The organism is Burkholderia sp. JP2-270 (genome assembly GCF_003233675.1).
Classification (GTDB): Bacteria; Pseudomonadota; Gammaproteobacteria; order Burkholderiales; family Burkholderiaceae; genus Burkholderia; species Burkholderia pyrrocinia_C.
Map to the genome: position 1 here is coordinate 83,372 of NZ_CP029825.1, position 16,742 is coordinate 100,113.

The window sequence follows — 16,742 nt, forward strand, 5'->3', positions numbered from 1 at the left end:
CTCTTGAAACCGTGTGCCTTCTGCCCGTCACGCTTCAGCCAGGGCTGTTAACCGCCGCCGAACAGCGTCAGAAACAGCGCGTTGTCGGGCGTGCCCGTATGCGCATGCGTGCGCAGCGGCGATCCGTCGGCGCGGTTGGTCCACCAGAAGCTGGTGCCGCCGTGCGGATCGAAATAGCCGGACAGCCCCGGCCACGCGGCCTGCGCCGGCTGCTCCGGGAGCGTCGCCGGCATGCCGTCGACGCGTTCCGCATGCCTGCCGCCGCCCGGTACGAGCCGCACGCGTTCCAGCGTCCGTTCGAGATCGCCCGGCGCGCGTGCATGGCGGATCGCGTCGAGCAGCGCATGGCCGACCTGCCAATAGAACGCGTCGGCGGTGTCCGGCAGCCCGTTCCAGTAATCGGCCGCGCGCATCGGCAGCGTGACGATCACCGGGTAGTAGCGCCCCACGCGGTCGCAGCTCGGCGCGAGGCAGCCCGGCTGCACGCACGACGCGCCGGCGCCCGTCGGGATCAGGAAATTCCAGACCGGCGCGACCGTGTAATGGCGCTCGATCTCGTCCGCGCCCCGCTGGCGCATCGCGGCCATCCCTTGCTGGAGCCAGCGTTCCCACCACAGCGCGAGCGCATGCGGCAGCCGGCTGTTCACGAAGTCGCCGGCGCCGGGAATCTTCCCGTACCAGGCCGGCGCGTCGGCGGCGGTGCTCGTGAGCGGCGGTGTAGGGCTCATTGCTTCGGAGGGCATGTAAAGGACTCCATCTGGGCCAGCCTGAACGGGTTGCGGACGCTGCCTGCATTCACCTGCAGCACGATCGGTTTGCCGTCGACCGTGAAGCGCGCAATCATCTGGTCCGAGCCGTGCCCGGCCGACACGGCCGCGCGGTCGAACAGCCGGTGCAGCGCCCACGGCCCGCCGGTCGTGAAACCGTCGGCCGCGCCGGCCTGCGCCGACACCTGCAGCCGCACCTGGTTGCTGCCGCGCGGGCCCGGCCAGTCCACCGCGCTCTGCACGAGCGGGCCGTGTGCGTAGCGGACGATCTGCCCGTCGACGTCGAGCACCATCTCCGTGATCGACGGGTCCATTTCGAGCGGCTGGATCTGCACCTTCAGTTGCGCGGTGCGCGCCCCGCCGCCGAAATACGCGTCGCGGATCACCGCGGCCTTCTCGAACGACGCGAGCATCGCGGCCGCCGACGGATCGGCGTCCGCATTGCGGTTCGCGAAGCGCCACGGGTGCGACGTCGTATCGACGATCGACTGCAGGTTCTTCTGGAAGAAATCGTCCATCAGGCCGCCCGGCGCGAACATCTGCGCGAAATCCGCCGGCGCGACGTCGCGCGACGATCCGCGCGCGAACGGATAGCGGCCCGCGATCGCCTGCCGGCAGAAGTCGCCGACATTCGCGCCGGCCCGCAGCGCGACGCTGCGCTGCTCGACGGTCGCGACGCTGCCGTTCGCGACATTCGACAGGTCGTCGAGCACTTCGCGGAACGGCGTCGGCAGGCGGCCTGCCTGCGCGCGCAGCCGCGCGGGCGCGTCGGACGGCGGCGGTTGCGCGCCGCTGCGCAGCGCGTCGTCGGTGGCCGTCAGGTACGTGTACAGCGCATCGATCGACTTCAGCACCGCGTCGAATCCCTGCGCCTGGTCGCCGCTGCCCGGCGCGAACGCGCGCAAGCCGGCGAAGTGGCTGTCGACGATCTGCTCGGGGCTCGCGGGCGCCGCCGCGGACGGATTCGCGTCGCCGGGCTGGCCCGCGAAGATCTGCGACAGCGAACTGCGCGCCTCGTCGACCTTGTCCTGCGCACGCGCTGCGAGATTGCGCGCCCCGCCCGGCGCATCGCCGAGCGCCGTGTCGCGCGCGAGCGCGACCATCAGCCGCGTGAGCGGCGAATCGGCCGACGACAGCGCGCGCGCCACCTGGATGCTCTGCGCGAGCGTGGCCGTGCGTTGCAGCTTGATGTCGGCGAGATAGTCGTCCCAGATCTTCAGGTAGTCGTTCAGGTAGAGCTGGCGGATATCGCGCGCCCACGCGGCCGCGTCGTTCGGCCCGGGGATTTCGGACAGCCCGAGGTTCAGCACCCACACCTCCTCGCGCCCGTACGCGTCGACCTCGCCGGTCAGGCGCGGCGCGAACACGTTGCGATAACCGTTGCGCGTATAGAGGCCCGGCACGCCTTCCGACAGCGGTTTGCCGCTCTGGCGCCGGAACACCAGCGACGCGTCGGGGCCGACCGCGCGCGCGACGCTGACATCGAACGCGGACGTCGCCGGGCGCAATGTGCGCGTGAGCTGCCGGTACAGCCGCTGCGAGAACGGCACCTGCCGCAGCCGGTCGCGTACGTCGGCCACGAGCCGCTCGTTCATCGGATACGGCGACACCGCGACGCGGTTGCCGAACAGCGCGGCCAGATGCGCGCGCAGCGCGGAACGTTCGGCCGGCGAGAAATCGGGCGGCAGCGAGCGCTCCATCTCAAGATCGACGACGGCCTGCACGAACGCGGGATCGTAGTGCGCGCTGTCGTACAGCATCAGGTACGCCTTCAGCGCCGCATACGCGTAGTCGGTTTCGTCGGGCCGCGCGTCGCGCAGCGCGGCCTCCATCCGGGTCGCGGCAATCGGCAGCAGCACGTCGTCGAGCGCGCGCCGGTACACGGCATCGACGGCCTCGTCGATCTTCTCGCCCTGGAACAGCCCCCACCGATATGCGAGCGGCGGATGCTGCAGGTCGACGCCGCCCGCATTCGCGAGCCCGCCGAGCGCATCGAGCACGGGCAGCAGCCGCGCGATGTCGGACGCATCGGAGAACTTCGCACCGCTGATCCGCGAATCGACCGCCGGCACGCGCGCGGCGATCTGGTCGAGATACGCGCGGTTGTTCGAATAGCTGCGCAGCCACGCGACCAGCACGGCCGCGCATGCGAGCGCGAGCAGCGCGTAGCCGGCGATCCGCAGCACGCGCCGCTTCTGATGCCAGCGCAGGTCGCTGCCGGCGAGCGCGGCTTCGCGGAAGATGTGCTCCTGCAGCAGCGACTTCAGGAAGAAGCTGCGCCCGGTCGAGCCGACCTGCGCGACCGGCGGCACGCCCTCGATCTTCAGGAAGCGCTTGATGCCGCTCATCACGCGATCGAACGCGGTGCCCTCCTGCGTGCCGCTCGTCAGGTAGACGCCGCGCAGCATCGGCATCGGCTCGAAGCTCGATACGGAAAACACCTCGGCGACGAACTGGCCGAGCATGTCCTGCAGGTCGGCGATCTGCTGCGGCAGCAGGTACGTCATCTCGCGCTGGCGCGCATCGGTCTGCGCGGCGAGCAGTTCGGGCAGCCCGTCGTTCAGCCGCTGGTGCAGCAGCCGGTATTCGCGGTCGAATGCCGCGCGCAGGTCGAAGCCGGGCGCCTCGCTCTGCGCGAGCGGGAACGTGAAGCCCCACACCTGCGCGCATTCCGTGCGGCCGTAGCCGCCGAAATACTCGGCGAAACCCGCGAGCAGGTCGGCCTTCGTCACGAGCAGGTATACGGGAAAACGGATGCCGAGCTGCGCGCGCAGTTCGAGCAGCCGCTTGCGCAGCACCATCGCGTGCTGCGTGCGTTCCGCTTCCGACGCGCCGAGCAGGTCGGCCACGCTGATCGTCAGCATCGCGCCGTTCAGCGGCTGGCGCGTGCGGTATTTCTTCAGCAGATCGACGAAGCCTTTCCACTCGGCTTCGTCGAGCGCGCGGTTGCCTTCGTGCGTCGTGTAGCGGCCGGCCGTGTCGATCAGCACAGCGTCGTTCGTGAACCACCAGTCGCAGTGCCGCGTGCCGCCCACGCCGCGAATCGCCGCGCGGCCGAACTGCTCGGCGAGCGGAAAGCTGAGCCCGGAATTCACGAGCGCGGTCGTCTTGCCCGAGCCCGGCGCGCCGATGAATACGTACCACGGCAATTGATACAGATACTGGCGCGACATCCTGTCGAACCAACGCGGCAGGCCCTTGCGCACCGCGTCGGCCTGCCCGAAGCGGACCTTTTTCAGCAGCGTCGCGGCTTCGTCGAAGCGGCTGCGCAACTCGTCGAGCTGCGCCTTCGCCGGATCGTCGGCGGTGGCCGGCCCCGGCGCGGCCTCGCGCAACTGGTTCAGCAACTGCGCATTGAGGCGGCCGGCACGCCAGCTTCGCCACGCGACGCGCGCGGCCCACGCGGCGAACAGCACCGCGATCGTCAGTCCGCGCGCCCAGCCGCTTTCGAGCGGCCGGATCTCGGCGAACGCGAACAGCGGGCCCGCGAGCCACACGAAGCACGCGAGCACGACCAGACCGGCGACGGTCCAGATCTCCCGCGACGGCAACGGCCGGACGAAACGCGCGACAGCCTGGTTCATGTCAGTTGGCCCCCTGCGTCGCGCCGACGGCGGCGCTGCCGGGCGCCGGCAGCAGCGTGATCTCGACGCGCCGGTTCAGCGCGCGGTTCGCGGGTGAATCGTTCGGCGCGACCGGATCGAGCGTGCCGCGCCCTTCCGCCGCGAGCCGCTCCGGATGGTCGAGCCGCGCGGCGATCATGCTGCGCACGGCTTCCGCGCGTTCGCGCGACAGGTCCCAGTTCGACGCGAAGCGCGCGGTATGCACGGGCGTGTCGTCGGTGTAGCCGGTCGCGCGCACGTTGCCGGGCACCTTGTTCAGCGCGTCGGCGACGCGCGCGAGCACCGGCACGTAGCGGTCGATCACCGACGTCGAGCCGGACTTGAACAACCCGTCGCCGCGCAGCACGATCACGCTGCGATCGGCGTCGTCGCGCACCGACACGAGGCCGGCCGCGATCTCGGGCGCCAGGAACTTCGCGATGCGCGGCGCCGGCGCCGGGCGCAGCGGCGCCGGCGCGGGCTGCAGTTTCGGCACGTGCAGCGCGTCGATCGACGCGAACAGTTGATCAGAATGCCCGGCAAGCGCGATGCGCAGCCCGACGAACACGCCGAAGCCGATCAGCAGCGCGAGCGCCACGCACACCCACAGCGGCACGTTGAAACGACGTGCGACGTCGCGCGTGACGACGTCGCGCCAGTGCGGCGACAGCGCGGGATCGAATTCGCCGCGCACCGAGCGGATCGTCTGCGCGAGCTGGCGGCGCAGCCCGTCGAGCTGCGCGTGGCCGTTGTCGAGCACGCGATAGCGGCCCTCGAAGCCGAGCGCGAGACAGAAATACAGCAGCTCGAGCAGGTCGAGATGCTGGCGCGGCTGCTGCGACAGGCGTTCGAGCAGGTGGAAGAACTTCTCGCCGCCCCAGGTTTCGTTGTGGAACGACACGAGCAGGCTGTGCGACGACCATACGCTGCCGCCCCACGGCGTCAGCGCGGCCGCTTCGTCGAGCGCCGTGCACAGGCAGTAGCGCGCGCCAATGATCGCCTCGGACGGCACGCCGGCTTCCTGCGCGCGCGCCTCGAACTGGCGGATCTCGACGACGAGATGCTCGCGCAGCCACGCCGGGTTCGGATGGTGGACGGTCGAGCGGATCTGCGGCACCAGGTTGAGCAACGGGTTCGCGGCGGCGACGAGCGGGTTCGTGCCGCTCGCGGCCCAGCGGCCAGGCCGCGGCTGCGTGACCGTCGGCCCGGCCGCGCCGGATGCACCGGATGCGGCGGCCGGATGCATGCCGCCCGGATTCGGCGGCACGAAGCCGCCCGCACCTGCGCCGCTGGCGATCGAATCGGAGGAACTATTCATCGCGATGCCCGCCCTCACCCGCGGATCGCCCAGAACTCCATCGAGAGCCCAGGGAATTCGCCGGCGAAATGAAATGCGAGACCGCCGGAGCGCGCCAGTTGCTTCCACAGGTCGCTGCCCTTGTCGATCTCGAAGTACGTATGACCCGCGTGATACGGGATCTGCCGCGGCGCGACCGGCAACTGGCGCATCGTGATGCCCGGCAGTTGCAACTGCACGAGATCGCGGATCCGCTCGACGGGCCCGAGCTTCGCCTGCGCGGGAAAGCGCGCGCGCAGGCTGTCGGCCGGCACGTCCGCGCGTACCGCGAGCACGAAGCCGGCCGTGTCGCGCAGCGCCGGGTCGGACAGCGTCGCGACGCGGATGCCGTTGCCCGCGTCGCGCAGCTCGATCTGGATCGCGTTCTGTTCGAGCACCGTCGACAGCGACCGGCGCAGTTCCGTCATCAGTTCCGCGAAACTCGTGCGCAAGTCGTCGTGCACGTAGACCGCGAGCGACTGCGGGCGGCGGCCGGCAGCCGTGAACGTGCTCAGGTCGCAGGCGAGCTTCAGCCAGTCGCAGAACAGCGCTTCCGGATGCGTCGACACATGCTGCTGCGCATGCCAGGTCAGCGCGAGATAGCGGTTCACGAGTTGCAGCAGCAGGAAGTCCGCGACTTCCGACACGCCGCCGCGCCCCGGCTCCGACAGCCGTTCCGCGAGCGCCTCGCTGCGCTGCGCGAGCAGCCCGTGCAGCTCGCGCGCATACGCCAGCAACGCGGCATCGTGCTGCGCGACGAGCCGCGGCGGAATGTAGCCGTCGTCGACGAGCAGCCGCGCGTCGGTGCGCCGCTCGACGACCCGTGCGACGCCGAGCGAGTGCCAATCGCCGGTCAGCTCGGCTTCGAGCATCAGCCGCACGTTCAGGCGCCCTGTCTGCAGCAGTGCGGGGCCGAGCGCGACCGCGTTCGCGTCGGCCACCTCGTATTCGCGCACGACGTAGCGTGCGACGTCGGCGTTGCCGTTTGCACCATTGCTACCGTTTGCTGCGCCTGCACCGAACGACACCTCCTCGCCGCCGCCGCGCCACAGCGGCAGCGCGAGCACGACGAGCTGGTCCTTCGCGTCGGCCGGTACGTCGAGCGGTTCGGGAAGATCGTCCGGATGCGACAGGTCGAACGGCGTACCGTCGCGCATCACGCCCGACGCGGCGCGCAGCGCGACCTTGCCGAGCGCGAGCTGCTCGCGATCGATCTCCAGCGTGTCGAAGCCCCAGTAGAACCCTTGCAGCGGCAGGCAGCGCAGCGCGACGTAGCGTTCCCAGTGCCGTTCGAGCTGCTGGAAATGCTGCGGCCGCAGGAACATCCCCTCGGTCCACACCACGCGCTGGCGGAGGGCCGCGACCGGCGTCGCGGACATCGTCGGTTCGGTCATGGGCGCCCCTGCGCGTCGTTCAGTGCGATCCCGCCGTTCCGGACCGCGATCGACAGCTTCAGCTCGCCCGGCGACGTCTGCCAGAACTTGTAGAGATTGAGCTGCTTCGCGCGCGGCAGCGGCACCGTCAGCCGCCAGCGGTTCTTTTCGAGCATCCGGTATTCGGCGACGACGCCGATCGCGCCGGCCTCGACGTTGCCGCGGTAATGCAGCGTGCGCGATTCGCCCGGCCGCAGGATCACGCGGTCGGTGCCGAGCAGATCCGCGCCGAGCACGTTCCCTGGCTTGTCCTGCAGCGAGAAGAAATCCGCGCTGTCGAACGCCGACGCCGCGCGCAGCTGGAACACCTTCAGCACGATCGGCGAAGGCTTGCGATTCATGTCAGGGTTGACGTCCGGCGCAACGTCGACCGTGATCGCATACGGCACCGCGGCCGCGTGCTCCGTCGCGCCGCACCCCGGAAGCAGCAATACGCATCCCCATACGATGAAACTGCTCGACCGCCATTGCATATTCCACCCTCGCCGCTCAATAGCCATCCGCCGGTTTCCGAGTTCGAAACCGGTTGATCGGATTAAAAAAGGGACAATTAATTGACCGGTAATTGTGTGGTTGGCATATCCTTCCGCTGAAATTTTTTCCGGCAAATTTTTATCGTAAAAAACCGGGGCAAATCATCCCGGGTTTATGAAAGTTGAATTGTCGGGGTGAAAGGTAGTTGAATCGAGATTGGTTATTAATCGAAAAAAACTTACCCGACCGGCTCGCCGTGGCGATCCGGTTCTATTGCATGGATACCTGTCGGATGGGCGTTGGGCGCAAGCCAGCCGGCCGCCTGGCAAGGGATGCTCGCGACGCTGATGGTGTGCCAGGCTGTTCGTGCCGCCCGAACGGACGGTCCGGTTTTCCGTGCATTGCCGAGCGCCGACAAAACAACTGATGAATCCGAAAAACACAGCGAACTATAGGTCGTTTTTGGGGATTAACAAGTGCGGAAGTTCGTAGTCTATTTTATCCATTTAAATGGAATCGGATCGCCCAGATGAAACAAAAAGTAACAGCGACATCGATGCCGATGATTGGAACTAGAATCCAACAGCGCTTGTTCGCCCCCTTCCAATTACGCCGAATTTTCATTTCAAAAATGAAAGGCCGTTCATTGCTCGTTATTTTCCTCGGCGCCTTGTTGCTGGGGGCCGGCGGGTGCGGCACGTCCCCGACCCGGTCGGCCGCGCATGCGACGGTCGACAGCGCGCGCGCCGCGTACGCCGCCGGCGACTACGGGCGCACGATCGCGCTGCTGAGCCGCGCGAAGGAGATCGACGGCGCCGACACCGACACGCAGGTTGCCGCGCACAAGCTCCTCGCATTCAGCTATTGCGTGACGAATCGCGTCACGCAGTGCCGCGCCGAGTTCTCGAAGATTCTCGACCTCAACCCGCGCTTCGACCTGTCCGCCGCCGAGAAGGGGCATCCGGTCTGGGGCCCGCGTTCGAGTTCGCGCGCCGCAGACATGCGTCGTCATCCTGAACGAACCGGTTTCCACGCGAGCGCTTCATCCACCGAGCGACGTATGACATGCAACTGATCGTGATCGAACATGCCGGCGAACCGGTCGAAAACGACTCCTGCGAAGCCGTCGTGTTTCACCCGCCGGGCGGCACCATCGGCCGGGCCAGCGACAACCATCTGGTGCTGCGCGACGACACGCGGCAGATTTCGCGGCTGCAGGCGCTGCTGCAGGTCGGCGACGACGCGTGCCTGCTGAAGAACCTGAGCAGCGTGTCGACGATCGAGGTGAATCGCGAGCCGGTCGGCTATGCGCAGGAACGACCGCTCAATACCGGCGACATCATCCGCATCGGGCCGTACGTGCTGCGGGCGGAACGCGACGACGGCAGCGACGCGCCGGTCATCGACATGGCGCCCGATACCGGCGTGCACGTCGACAGGCGCGCCGCGCCGGAGGCCGCCGGATCGGCGCAACCGTCGCCCTCGCCTTCGCGCGACGACACGAAAGGTGCCGGCAACCGGCTGTGGGGGCTGCTCCAGGATCGTCTCGCCCCGCGCGGCAAGGCCGCGGATGGCGGGTCCAGGCCGGGTGGTCCGGCACGCGCGGACGCGGCCCGACCGTCGAATGGTGCCGCGCAGCAGGCCGTGCCATCCGCACCGTCGCAGCGCGACCTCGATCAGCTATCGACCGATCCGCTCGACCTGTTCACGCAGTCGTCCGGCGATATCGGCGCGCCGGGCGCGGCGCCGTCGGCCGATCGAGGCAATGCGGATCGCGAGGCGTCGTCGTCCGCGACGCAGGCGGACCACGCGCCCGAGTGGACGCAGCACGTGCGCGTGCAGCCGGCAGCCGCGCGCGCCGCTGTGCGTCCGGCCGACGAACCGGCGCCGCATGCCGCGCGTGCGCCGGCGCCGCCGACATCCGACGAACTGCTGAACGCGTTCTTCGAAGGCGCGGGGCTCGATACGGCCGCCGAATCGCATCAATGGTCGGCCGAACAGCTCTACATCGCGGGCCAGTTGCTGGCGCTGTTCGCGAACGGCACGGTCGAGCTGCTGTCGTCGCGCAGCATCCTGAAGCGCGAGGTGAAGGCGCACATGACGATGCTGCTCGATCGCGAAAACAATCCGCTGAAGCTGCTGCCGGACGGCGGCGCGGTGCTGCGGCAGATGTTCGGGCTGCCGCTGCCGGGCTTCATGTCGCCGCAGAGTGCGGTCAGCGATGCGTTCCAGGATCTGCACGCGCACCAGATCGGCATGGTCGCCGGCATGCGCGCCGCGCTGATGGATCTGCTGACGCGCTTTTCGCCGCAACGGCTGCGCGAACGCGACGATGCGATGCGCTGGTACGAGAAGCGCGTGCCCGCGCTGTACAAGGCGCGGATGTGGGATCGCTACGCGGCGACCCATCGCGATACGGTGTTCGCGATCGAGGACGATTTCGCGTCGGTGTTCGGCAAGGCGTTTCTGGCGGCATACGACGCGGAAGTGGAAAGCTATCGCGGCAGCAGCCGGCATTGAGTCATGTAGCCGCGCATTCGCGAATTGGGATACGCTGCGCCCTGCACCGGCAATCGACGCCGGTCGGGAGCGAAATGAGCACGATGACGGGGACCCTCGATCCGGCGGCACTGTCGCCGCGCGTCGCGCGGCTGGTGCTGGTGACGCCCGATGGCGCGGTGGTCGGCTGCCTGCCGCCGATGCCTGTCGCCGTCCCGTGGTGGCAGGAAGTCGAGTCGGTCGTGCGTGCCGCGCGCGAACGCCATGGCGTCGACGTGACGATCCTGCGCCTGCTGGAAACCGTGCGCGACCGCGCGCCCGGCGGCGAAGTCACCTATCTGGCCGAGATTGCGAAACCGGTTGCGGCCGAATCCTGGGCAGGGAACATCGAGCCCCATTCGCTGCGCCGAAGTTACGCGCGGCCGGGCGGCCCCGCGGCCGATCTCGGCTGGGCGGCGCGTGTGCTTGCCGGTCACGGCCTGTCGCCTACCGCCAGCCCCGTGCAGGTGCGAACCTGGAATCTGTCCAGCGTCTGGCGTATCCCGATCGGGGCGCAATCGGCCTGGTTGAAAGTGGTACCGCCGTTCCTCGGTCACGAGGGTCGCGTCATTACGGCGCTGGCCGGCCGGCGTGTGCCGACGCTGCTGGGGCATGACGAATGCGGACGCATCCTGCTCGCGGAGATCCCCGGCGCTGATCTGTTCGACGCAGCGCTGCCGCAACTGCTCGGCATGGTGACGCTGCTGGTCGACATCCAGGCTTCGTGGTTCGGCCGCATCGACGAATTGCATGCGATGCGCCTACCCGACTGGCGCGGCGCGGGCCTGGCCGCCGAGATTGCCGACGTCGTCGAACGGACCGGCGAAGAACTGTCGCGCGCCGAACGGGCGTCGCTACGGCATTTCGTGAGCGGCCTTGCAGCGCGATTCGCCGCGATCGATGCATGCGGACTGCCGAATACGCTGGTTCATGGCGACTGCCATCCCGGCAATTTTCGCGGCACACGATCGGAACTCACGCTGCTGGACTGGGGCGACAGCGGAATCGGCCACCCGTTGCTCGACCAGTCCGCGTTTCTCGACGCGGTTCCGCGCGACTACGCGGTGGCGATCAAGGATCACTGGAATCGCGAATGGCTGGCGAAGCTGCCCGACAGCGACCCGGTGCGAGCCGCTGCCCTGCTTGCGCCGATCGCGACGGCCAGGCGGGCGGTGATCTACCAGCGGTTCATCGACAATATCGAGCCGTCGGAGCAGATCTACCATCGCGGCGATCCGGCCGACTGGCTGGGCCAGACCGCGGCGCTGGTCGCGACACCGGGCTGAACGCGGGATTGTCATCGCCGATGCCGTGACTCGTGGATCGCCACATCATGGCAATGCGAAAACAAAGAAAAAACGGCGCAGGCCGGGCACGATACCCGACCTGCGCCGTTCACGCGCGCCGCCCCAGCAGCGACGCGCACGCGGTCGATCGACCGTCAGACGGCCATCACCGTCACCGACTTCGTGACGAGGTACGGCTCGAGCGCTTCCGGCCCGCCTTCCGACCCGTAGCCCGAATCCTTCACGCCGCCGAACGGCATTTCCGGCCACGGCGTTGCCGGCTGGTTGATCCACAGCATCCCCACTTCGAGGCGCTGCGTGAGCAGGTGCACGTTCGCGAACGAACGCGTGAACGCGTAGCCGGCCAGTCCGAACGGCAGACGGTTCGCTTCCGCGATCGCATCCTCGAGCTTGTCGAAGCCGCGGATCGCCGCGACCGGGCCGAACGGCTCGTTGTTGAACACGTCGGCTTCGAGCGGCACGTTCGCGATCACGGTCGGCGCGAAGAAGTTGCCTGCCGAGCCGATTCGCTCGCCGCCCGTCTCGATGCTCGCGCCGACCTTGCGCGCGTTGTCGACCACCGACGCCATCGCGGTCAGCCGGCGCGGATTCGCGAGCGCGCCGAGCGTCGTGCCTTCCTCGAGGCCGTTGCCGATCTTCAGCCCTTCGGCATGCTTGACCAGCGCGCGCGTGAATTCGTCGCGGATGCTGTTGTGCACGAGGAAACGCGTCGGCGAGATGCAGACCTGCCCCGCGTTGCGGAACTTCGCGCCGCCGGCGGCCTTCACCGCGAGCGCGACGTCGGCATCCTCGGCGACGATCACCGGCGCATGCCCGCCCAGCTCCATCGTCGCGCGCTTCATGTGCTGGCCCGCCAGCGCGGCGAGCTGCTTGCCGACCGGCGTCGAACCCGTGAACGTGACCTTGCGGATCACCGGGTGCGGGATCAGGTACGACGAGATTTCGGCCGGATCGCCGTACACGAGCCCGATCACACCGGCCGGCACGCCTGCGTCGACGAACGCGCGCAGCAGCGCGGCCGGCGATGCGGGGGTTTCCTCCGGTGCCTTCACGAGGAACGAGCAGCCGGTCGCGAGCGCGGCGCTCAGCTTGCGCACGACCTGGTTGACCGGGAAATTCCACGGCGTGAACGCGGCGACCGGGCCGACCGGCTCCTTCACGACCGTCTGCTGCGCGCCGAGATTGCGCGGCGGTACGATCCGGCCGTACACGCGGCGGCCTTCGTCCGCGAACCATTCGATGATGTCGGCCGCCGACAGCACTTCGACGCGTGCTTCGGTGAGCGGCTTGCCCTGTTCCTGCGTCATCAGCTGCGCGATCGCGTCGGCGCGCTCGCGCACCAGCGCGGCCGCCTTGCGCATCGTCGCCGCGCGTTCGTGCGCGGGCACCTTGCGCCACGTTTCGAAGCCGCGCTGCGCGGCGGCGAGCGCGCGGTCGAGATCGGCGATGCCCGCGTGGGCCACCTTGCCGATTGTGTTGCCGGTCGCCGGGTTCACGACGTCGATCGTCTTGCCGCTCGCGGCGTCGACCCACTCGCCGTCGATCAGCAGTTGCGTATCCGTATAAGTCACGTTAGCCATCCAGACACCCCTACATTGCGTCGATAAAACGCGCGCTGCCACGAGCGGCCGCGCGCCGGTTGACAGAAAGAGCAAAGCCGCCGGGAGCATCGTGCAACCGGCGGCGGTGCAGACGGCAGGCACGCCGGCCTGCCGTCGTTCCGCACGGAGCCGCGCTCAGTGCGCGGCCGCCGTCGCCTTGCGGAGTTTCGCGACGTCCGCCGCCTGCACGGCCGGCGCGCCGTTGTTCCAGCCGGCGCGCATGAACGTCAGCACGTCGGCGATCTGCCGGTCGTTCAACTGGTTCGAGAACGCCGGCATCGGATACGCGGACGGCACGCCGTCGATCACGAGCGTGTCGCTGCCGTTCAGCGTCACGTTGATCAGCGACGATGGATCGGCCTCGAGCACGTTCGGATTGCCGGCGAGCGGCGCGAGCAGCGGCGCGTAACCGCGCCCGTCCGCGCCGTGGCAATGCAGGCAGTAAGCGTTATACACCTTCGCGCCCGGGTCGGCTGCCGGCCGGCCCAGCACCACCTGCGTCGGCTTCGGATCGTAGCTGTACGGCGGCGCGCCCGTCCCGCCCGCGGCCGGCAGCGATTTCAGGTAGCGGGAAATCGCGGCCAGATCGTCGTCGCTCAGCGCCTGCGTGCTGTGGTTGATCACGCTCACCATCGAGCCGAACGCGGTCGCGTGCCGGTTCGCGCCGGTCTTCAGGAACTGCGCAACGTCGGCCTCGTTCCAGCGGCCGAGCCCCGTGTTGTGCTCGCCCGTCAGGTTCGACGCGAACCAGTTGTCGATCGCGGCGCCCGACAGGAACGCCGTGCCGCCTTCGTCGAGCGCCTTCTCCTGGAAGCCGACGCCGCGCGGCGTATGGCACGACCCGCAGTGCCCGAGCCCCTGCACGAGATACGCGCCGCGGTTCCACGCCGCATCCTTGCCCGGCTTGTCGGCATACGGCGTCGTGTCGAGGAACAGCGCGTTCCACAGCGCGAGCGGCCAGCGCATGTTGAGCGGCCACGGGATGTCGGACGGCCGGTTCGCCTGCTTCACCGGTTCGACGCCGTGCATGAAATACGCGTACAGCGCCTTCACGTCGTCGTCCTTCAGCTTCGCGTACGACGGATACGGCATCGCCGGATACAGGCGATGGCCGTCCTTCGCGACGCCCGCGCGCAGCGCGCCCGCGAACTCGGCCTCCGTATAGCCGCCGATGCCGGTGTCCGGATCGGGCGTGATGTTGGTCGTGTAGATCGCGCCCATCGGCGTGACCATCTTCAGGCCGCCCGCGAACGGCGTGCCGCGCGGCGCGGTGTGGCACGCGACGCAGTCGCCGGCTTTCGCGAGATACGCACCGCGCGCGACGAGCGCGCTGTCGGCCGGCGCCGTCGGTGCGGCGTGCGCGGCCGTGCCGGCCAGCAGCGCGGACAGTGCGAGCAGCGACGCACCGAGCGTGTTCAGGGTGAGGTTTCGCATGTTCGTCTCCTCCCCTCAGGCCGTCTTCAGCTGGTTGCCGACCGGCAGCTTGCGCAGCCGCTTGCCGGTTGCCGCGAAGATCGCGTTCGACAGCGCCGCCGCGGTCGCGGCCGTGCCCGGTTCGCCGATCCCGCCCGGCGCTTCGCCGCTCTTCACCAGGTGCACCTCGATCGGCGGTGTCTCGTTGATTCGCATCATCCGGTAGTCGGTGAAGTTGCTCTGCACGACGCGGCCGTCCTCGATCGTGATCTCGCCGTACAGCGCGCCCGTGATCCCGAAGATGATGCCGCCCTGCACCTGCGCCTCGATCGTGTTCGGATTGACGAACATCCCGCAGTCCACCGCGCACACGACGCGCTTGACCTGCACTTCGCCGTCGTCCACCGCGACATCGATGACGATCGAGAAGAAGCTGCCGAACGCGTGCATCACCGACACGCCGCGCCCTTGCCCCTTCGGCAGCGACGGCCCCCAGCCGGCCGCCTTGGTCGCGACGTCGAGCACGTTGAGCGCACGCGGCGTCTTGCCGAGCAGCGCGCGGCGGTATTGCACGGGGTCGGTTTTGGTTTGCACGGCCAGTTCGTCGATGAAGCTTTCGACGACGAAGGTGCTGCGCGTCGGCCCGACGCCGCGCCAGAACGCGGTCGGCACGTGGCGCGGCTCCTGCCGCACGTAGTCGATCAACTGGTTCGGCAGGTCGTACGGCAGGTCGGTTGCGACCTCGACCGCGTCGGGATCGACGCCGTCCTTGAAGGCGGGCGGCGCGAAGCGCGCGAGGATCGACGAGCCGACGATCCGGTGCTGCCACGCGACCGGCTTGCCGTTCGCGTCGAGGCCGGCCGAGATCCGGTCGTAGTAGTACGGCCTGTACATGTCGTGCTGGATGTCCTCCTCGCGCGTCCAGACCACCTTCACGGGCGCGCCGACCTGTTTGGCGATCTTCACCGCCTGGCCGATCATGTCCGTCTCAAGCCGCCGGCCGAAGCCGCCTCCGAGCAGGTGGTTGTGCACGACGATCTTGTCGGGCGGCAGGCCCGTGAGCTGCTGCACCGTATCGCGCGCCCGTGTCGGCACCTGCGTGCCGACCCAGATTTCGCAGCCGTCGCCGCGCACGTGCACCGTGCAGTTCACGGGCTCCATCGTTGCGTGCGCAAGGAACGGCTGCTCGTAGACGGCATCGACGCGCGTCTTCGCATTCGCGAACGCCTTGCCGACGTCGCCGTCCTTGCGCGCGACCGCGCCCTTGCCGTTCGCGGCGGCCTGCGCGAGATCGGCGACGATGTCCTTCGTCGACACCTTCGCGTCCGCGCCTTCGTTCCACTTCACGACGAGCGCCGACGCGCCGCGCTTCGCGGCCCACGTGTGATCGCCGACCACCGCGACCGCATTGTCCGCGCGCACGACCTGGCGCACGCCGGGGATCTTCTTCGCGGCCGTGTCGTCGACGCTTGCGACCGTGCCGCCGAACACCGGGCTATTCACGATTACCGCATACAGCATGCCCGGCAGGCGCACATCGAGCCCGAACTGCGCGGTGCCGTCGACCTTCTCCGGCGAATCGAGGCGCTTCGCGGGCGTGCCGATCAGCTTGAAATCCTCCGGCTTCTTCAGCGCGACATCCTTCGGCACCGGCAGCTTCGCCGCGGCGTCGGCCAACTGGCCGTACGACGCGCGCCGGCCGCTCGGCGGATGCTGCACTTCGCCGTTCGCGGCGCGGCACGATGCCGGATCGACATTCCATTGCTTCGCGGCCGCCGCGACCAGCAGCGTGCGCGCCGTTGCGCCCGCGCGGCGCAGCGGTTCCCATGCGTAGCGCACCGACGTAGAGCCACCGGTGAGCTGGCCGCCGAGCAGCGGATCGAGGAACAGCTTCTCGTTCGGCGGCGCATGATCGAGCGTCACGCTCGACAGCGGCACTTCGAGTTCCTCGGCGATCAGCATCGGCAGCGCCGTATAGACGCCCTGCCCCATCTCGACCTTCGGCATCACCAGCGTGACCTTGCCGCCGCGGTCGATCTGCACGAACGCGTTCGGCGCGAACACGCCGGCGCGCGCGGTTTCATCGCCGTCGCCGCCGATCACCGAACGGCGCGTGTCGTCGCCCGCCGCCGGCAGGCTGAAGCCGAGCAGCAAGCCGCCGCCCGCCGCCGCGCCGAGCGACATGCCGAGTTTGAGAAACCCGCGGCGCGACACGCCGGCGCCTGCCGCTTGCCCGGCGGCCTTGCCTGCTTCGATCAGTCCTCGCGACAT

10 protein-coding genes and 1 pseudogene are annotated in these 16,742 nt (G+C 68.9%); 3 read left to right on the forward strand and 8 right to left on the reverse strand.

From position 1 onward, the window contains the following. Nucleotides 1-47: 47 nt before the first annotated feature. Genes tagF through tssJ form a run of 5 tightly spaced genes read right to left on the reverse strand, consistent with a single transcriptional unit; the run spans nt 48 to nt 7,611 of the window. Nucleotides 48-743 (reverse strand): type VI secretion system-associated protein TagF, encoded by a 696-nt coding sequence (gene tagF / locus DM992_RS18035; protein WP_111018019.1) that lies wholly within the window; start codon nt 741-743, stop codon nt 48-50. Further along, on the reverse strand, nt 725-4,351 hold the full coding sequence (tssM, locus tag DM992_RS18040; protein WP_111018020.1) for a type VI secretion system membrane subunit TssM: 3,627 nt from the start codon (nt 4,349-4,351) through the stop codon (nt 725-727). Before tssM ends, tagF begins: the two co-directional genes overlap by 19 nt. A gap of 1 nt (nt 4,352) precedes the next feature. Next, nucleotides 4,353-5,687: a DotU family type VI secretion system protein gene (locus DM992_RS18045; RefSeq protein ID WP_111018021.1), complete on the reverse strand. Its 1,335-nt coding sequence runs from the start codon at nt 5,685-5,687 to the stop codon at nt 4,353-4,355. 14 nt (nt 5,688-5,701) lie between these two features. Beyond that, complete coding sequence (tssK, locus tag DM992_RS18050; protein ID WP_111018022.1) at nt 5,702-7,099, reverse strand: type VI secretion system baseplate subunit TssK; 1,398 nt, start codon at nt 7,097-7,099, stop codon at nt 5,702-5,704. Beyond that, nucleotides 7,096-7,611 (reverse strand): type VI secretion system lipoprotein TssJ, encoded by a 516-nt coding sequence (gene tssJ, locus DM992_RS18055; protein ID WP_111018023.1) that lies wholly within the window; start codon nt 7,609-7,611, stop codon nt 7,096-7,098. The genes tssK and tssJ overlap by 4 nt, the downstream gene beginning before the upstream one ends. Before the next feature lie 632 nt (nt 7,612-8,243). Between tssJ and DM992_RS18060 the strand changes: the two are divergent. The 3 genes and pseudogenes from DM992_RS18060 to DM992_RS18070 all read left to right on the forward strand — a co-directional run bounded on the left by DM992_RS18060 (nt 8,244) and on the right by DM992_RS18070 (nt 11,436). After that, a pseudogene (locus DM992_RS18060) lies at nt 8,244-8,629 on the forward strand (TssQ family T6SS-associated lipoprotein). Between the two features lie 48 nt (nt 8,630-8,677). Then, nucleotides 8,678-10,132, forward strand: a complete 1,455-nt coding sequence (gene tagH, locus DM992_RS18065) for a type VI secretion system-associated FHA domain protein TagH (protein ID WP_111018024.1) — start codon at nt 8,678-8,680, stop codon at nt 10,130-10,132. Nucleotides 10,133-10,215: 83 nt separating this feature from the next. Then, complete coding sequence (locus DM992_RS18070; protein WP_162631687.1) at nt 10,216-11,436, forward strand: aminoglycoside phosphotransferase family protein; 1,221 nt, start codon at nt 10,216-10,218, stop codon at nt 11,434-11,436. Between the two features lie 155 nt (nt 11,437-11,591). On the opposite strand, the gene DM992_RS18075 is transcribed toward DM992_RS18070, so the two are convergent. The 3 genes from DM992_RS18075 to DM992_RS18085 all read right to left on the reverse strand — a co-directional run bounded on the left by DM992_RS18075 (nt 11,592) and on the right by DM992_RS18085 (nt 16,742). Next, the gene (locus DM992_RS18075; protein ID WP_111018026.1) at nt 11,592-13,037 is read right to left on the reverse strand and encodes an NAD-dependent succinate-semialdehyde dehydrogenase; all 1,446 of its coding nucleotides are present in this window, start codon (nt 13,035-13,037) and stop codon (nt 11,592-11,594) included. Between the two features lie 156 nt (nt 13,038-13,193). After that, nucleotides 13,194-14,492: a cytochrome c gene (locus DM992_RS18080; RefSeq protein ID WP_111018027.1), complete on the reverse strand. Its 1,299-nt coding sequence runs from the start codon at nt 14,490-14,492 to the stop codon at nt 13,194-13,196. 15 nt (nt 14,493-14,507) lie between these two features. Further along, nucleotides 14,508-16,742 (reverse strand): xanthine dehydrogenase family protein molybdopterin-binding subunit, encoded by a 2,235-nt coding sequence (locus DM992_RS18085; protein ID WP_111018028.1) that lies wholly within the window; start codon nt 16,740-16,742, stop codon nt 14,508-14,510.

Bases quoted from the DNA above. Each gene is read 5' to 3' on its own strand.
- tssJ (WP_111018023.1), bottom strand. From the start codon at position 7,611: ATGCAATGGCGGTCGAGCAGTTTCATCGTATGGGGATGCGTATTGCTG.
- tssM (WP_111018020.1), bottom strand. From the start codon at position 4,351: ATGAACCAGGCTGTCGCGCGTTTCGTCCGGCCGTTGCCGTCGCGGGAG.
- DM992_RS18045 (WP_111018021.1), bottom strand. From the start codon at position 5,687: ATGAATAGTTCCTCCGATTCGATCGCCAGCGGCGCAGGTGCGGGCGGC.
- tssK (WP_111018022.1), bottom strand. From the start codon at position 7,099: ATGACCGAACCGACGATGTCCGCGACGCCGGTCGCGGCCCTCCGCCAG.
- DM992_RS18085 (WP_111018028.1), bottom strand. From the start codon at position 16,742: ATGTCGCGAGGACTGATCGAAGCAGGCAAGGCCGCCGGGCAAGCGGCA.
- DM992_RS18070 (WP_162631687.1), top strand. From the start codon at position 10,216: ATGACGGGGACCCTCGATCCGGCGGCACTGTCGCCGCGCGTCGCGCGG.
- tagF (WP_111018019.1), bottom strand. From the start codon at position 743: ATGCCCTCCGAAGCAATGAGCCCTACACCGCCGCTCACGAGCACCGCC.
- tagH (WP_111018024.1), top strand. From the start codon at position 8,678: ATGCAACTGATCGTGATCGAACATGCCGGCGAACCGGTCGAAAACGAC.
- DM992_RS18080 (WP_111018027.1), bottom strand. From the start codon at position 14,492: ATGCGAAACCTCACCCTGAACACGCTCGGTGCGTCGCTGCTCGCACTG.
- DM992_RS18075 (WP_111018026.1), bottom strand. From the start codon at position 13,037: ATGGCTAACGTGACTTATACGGATACGCAACTGCTGATCGACGGCGAG.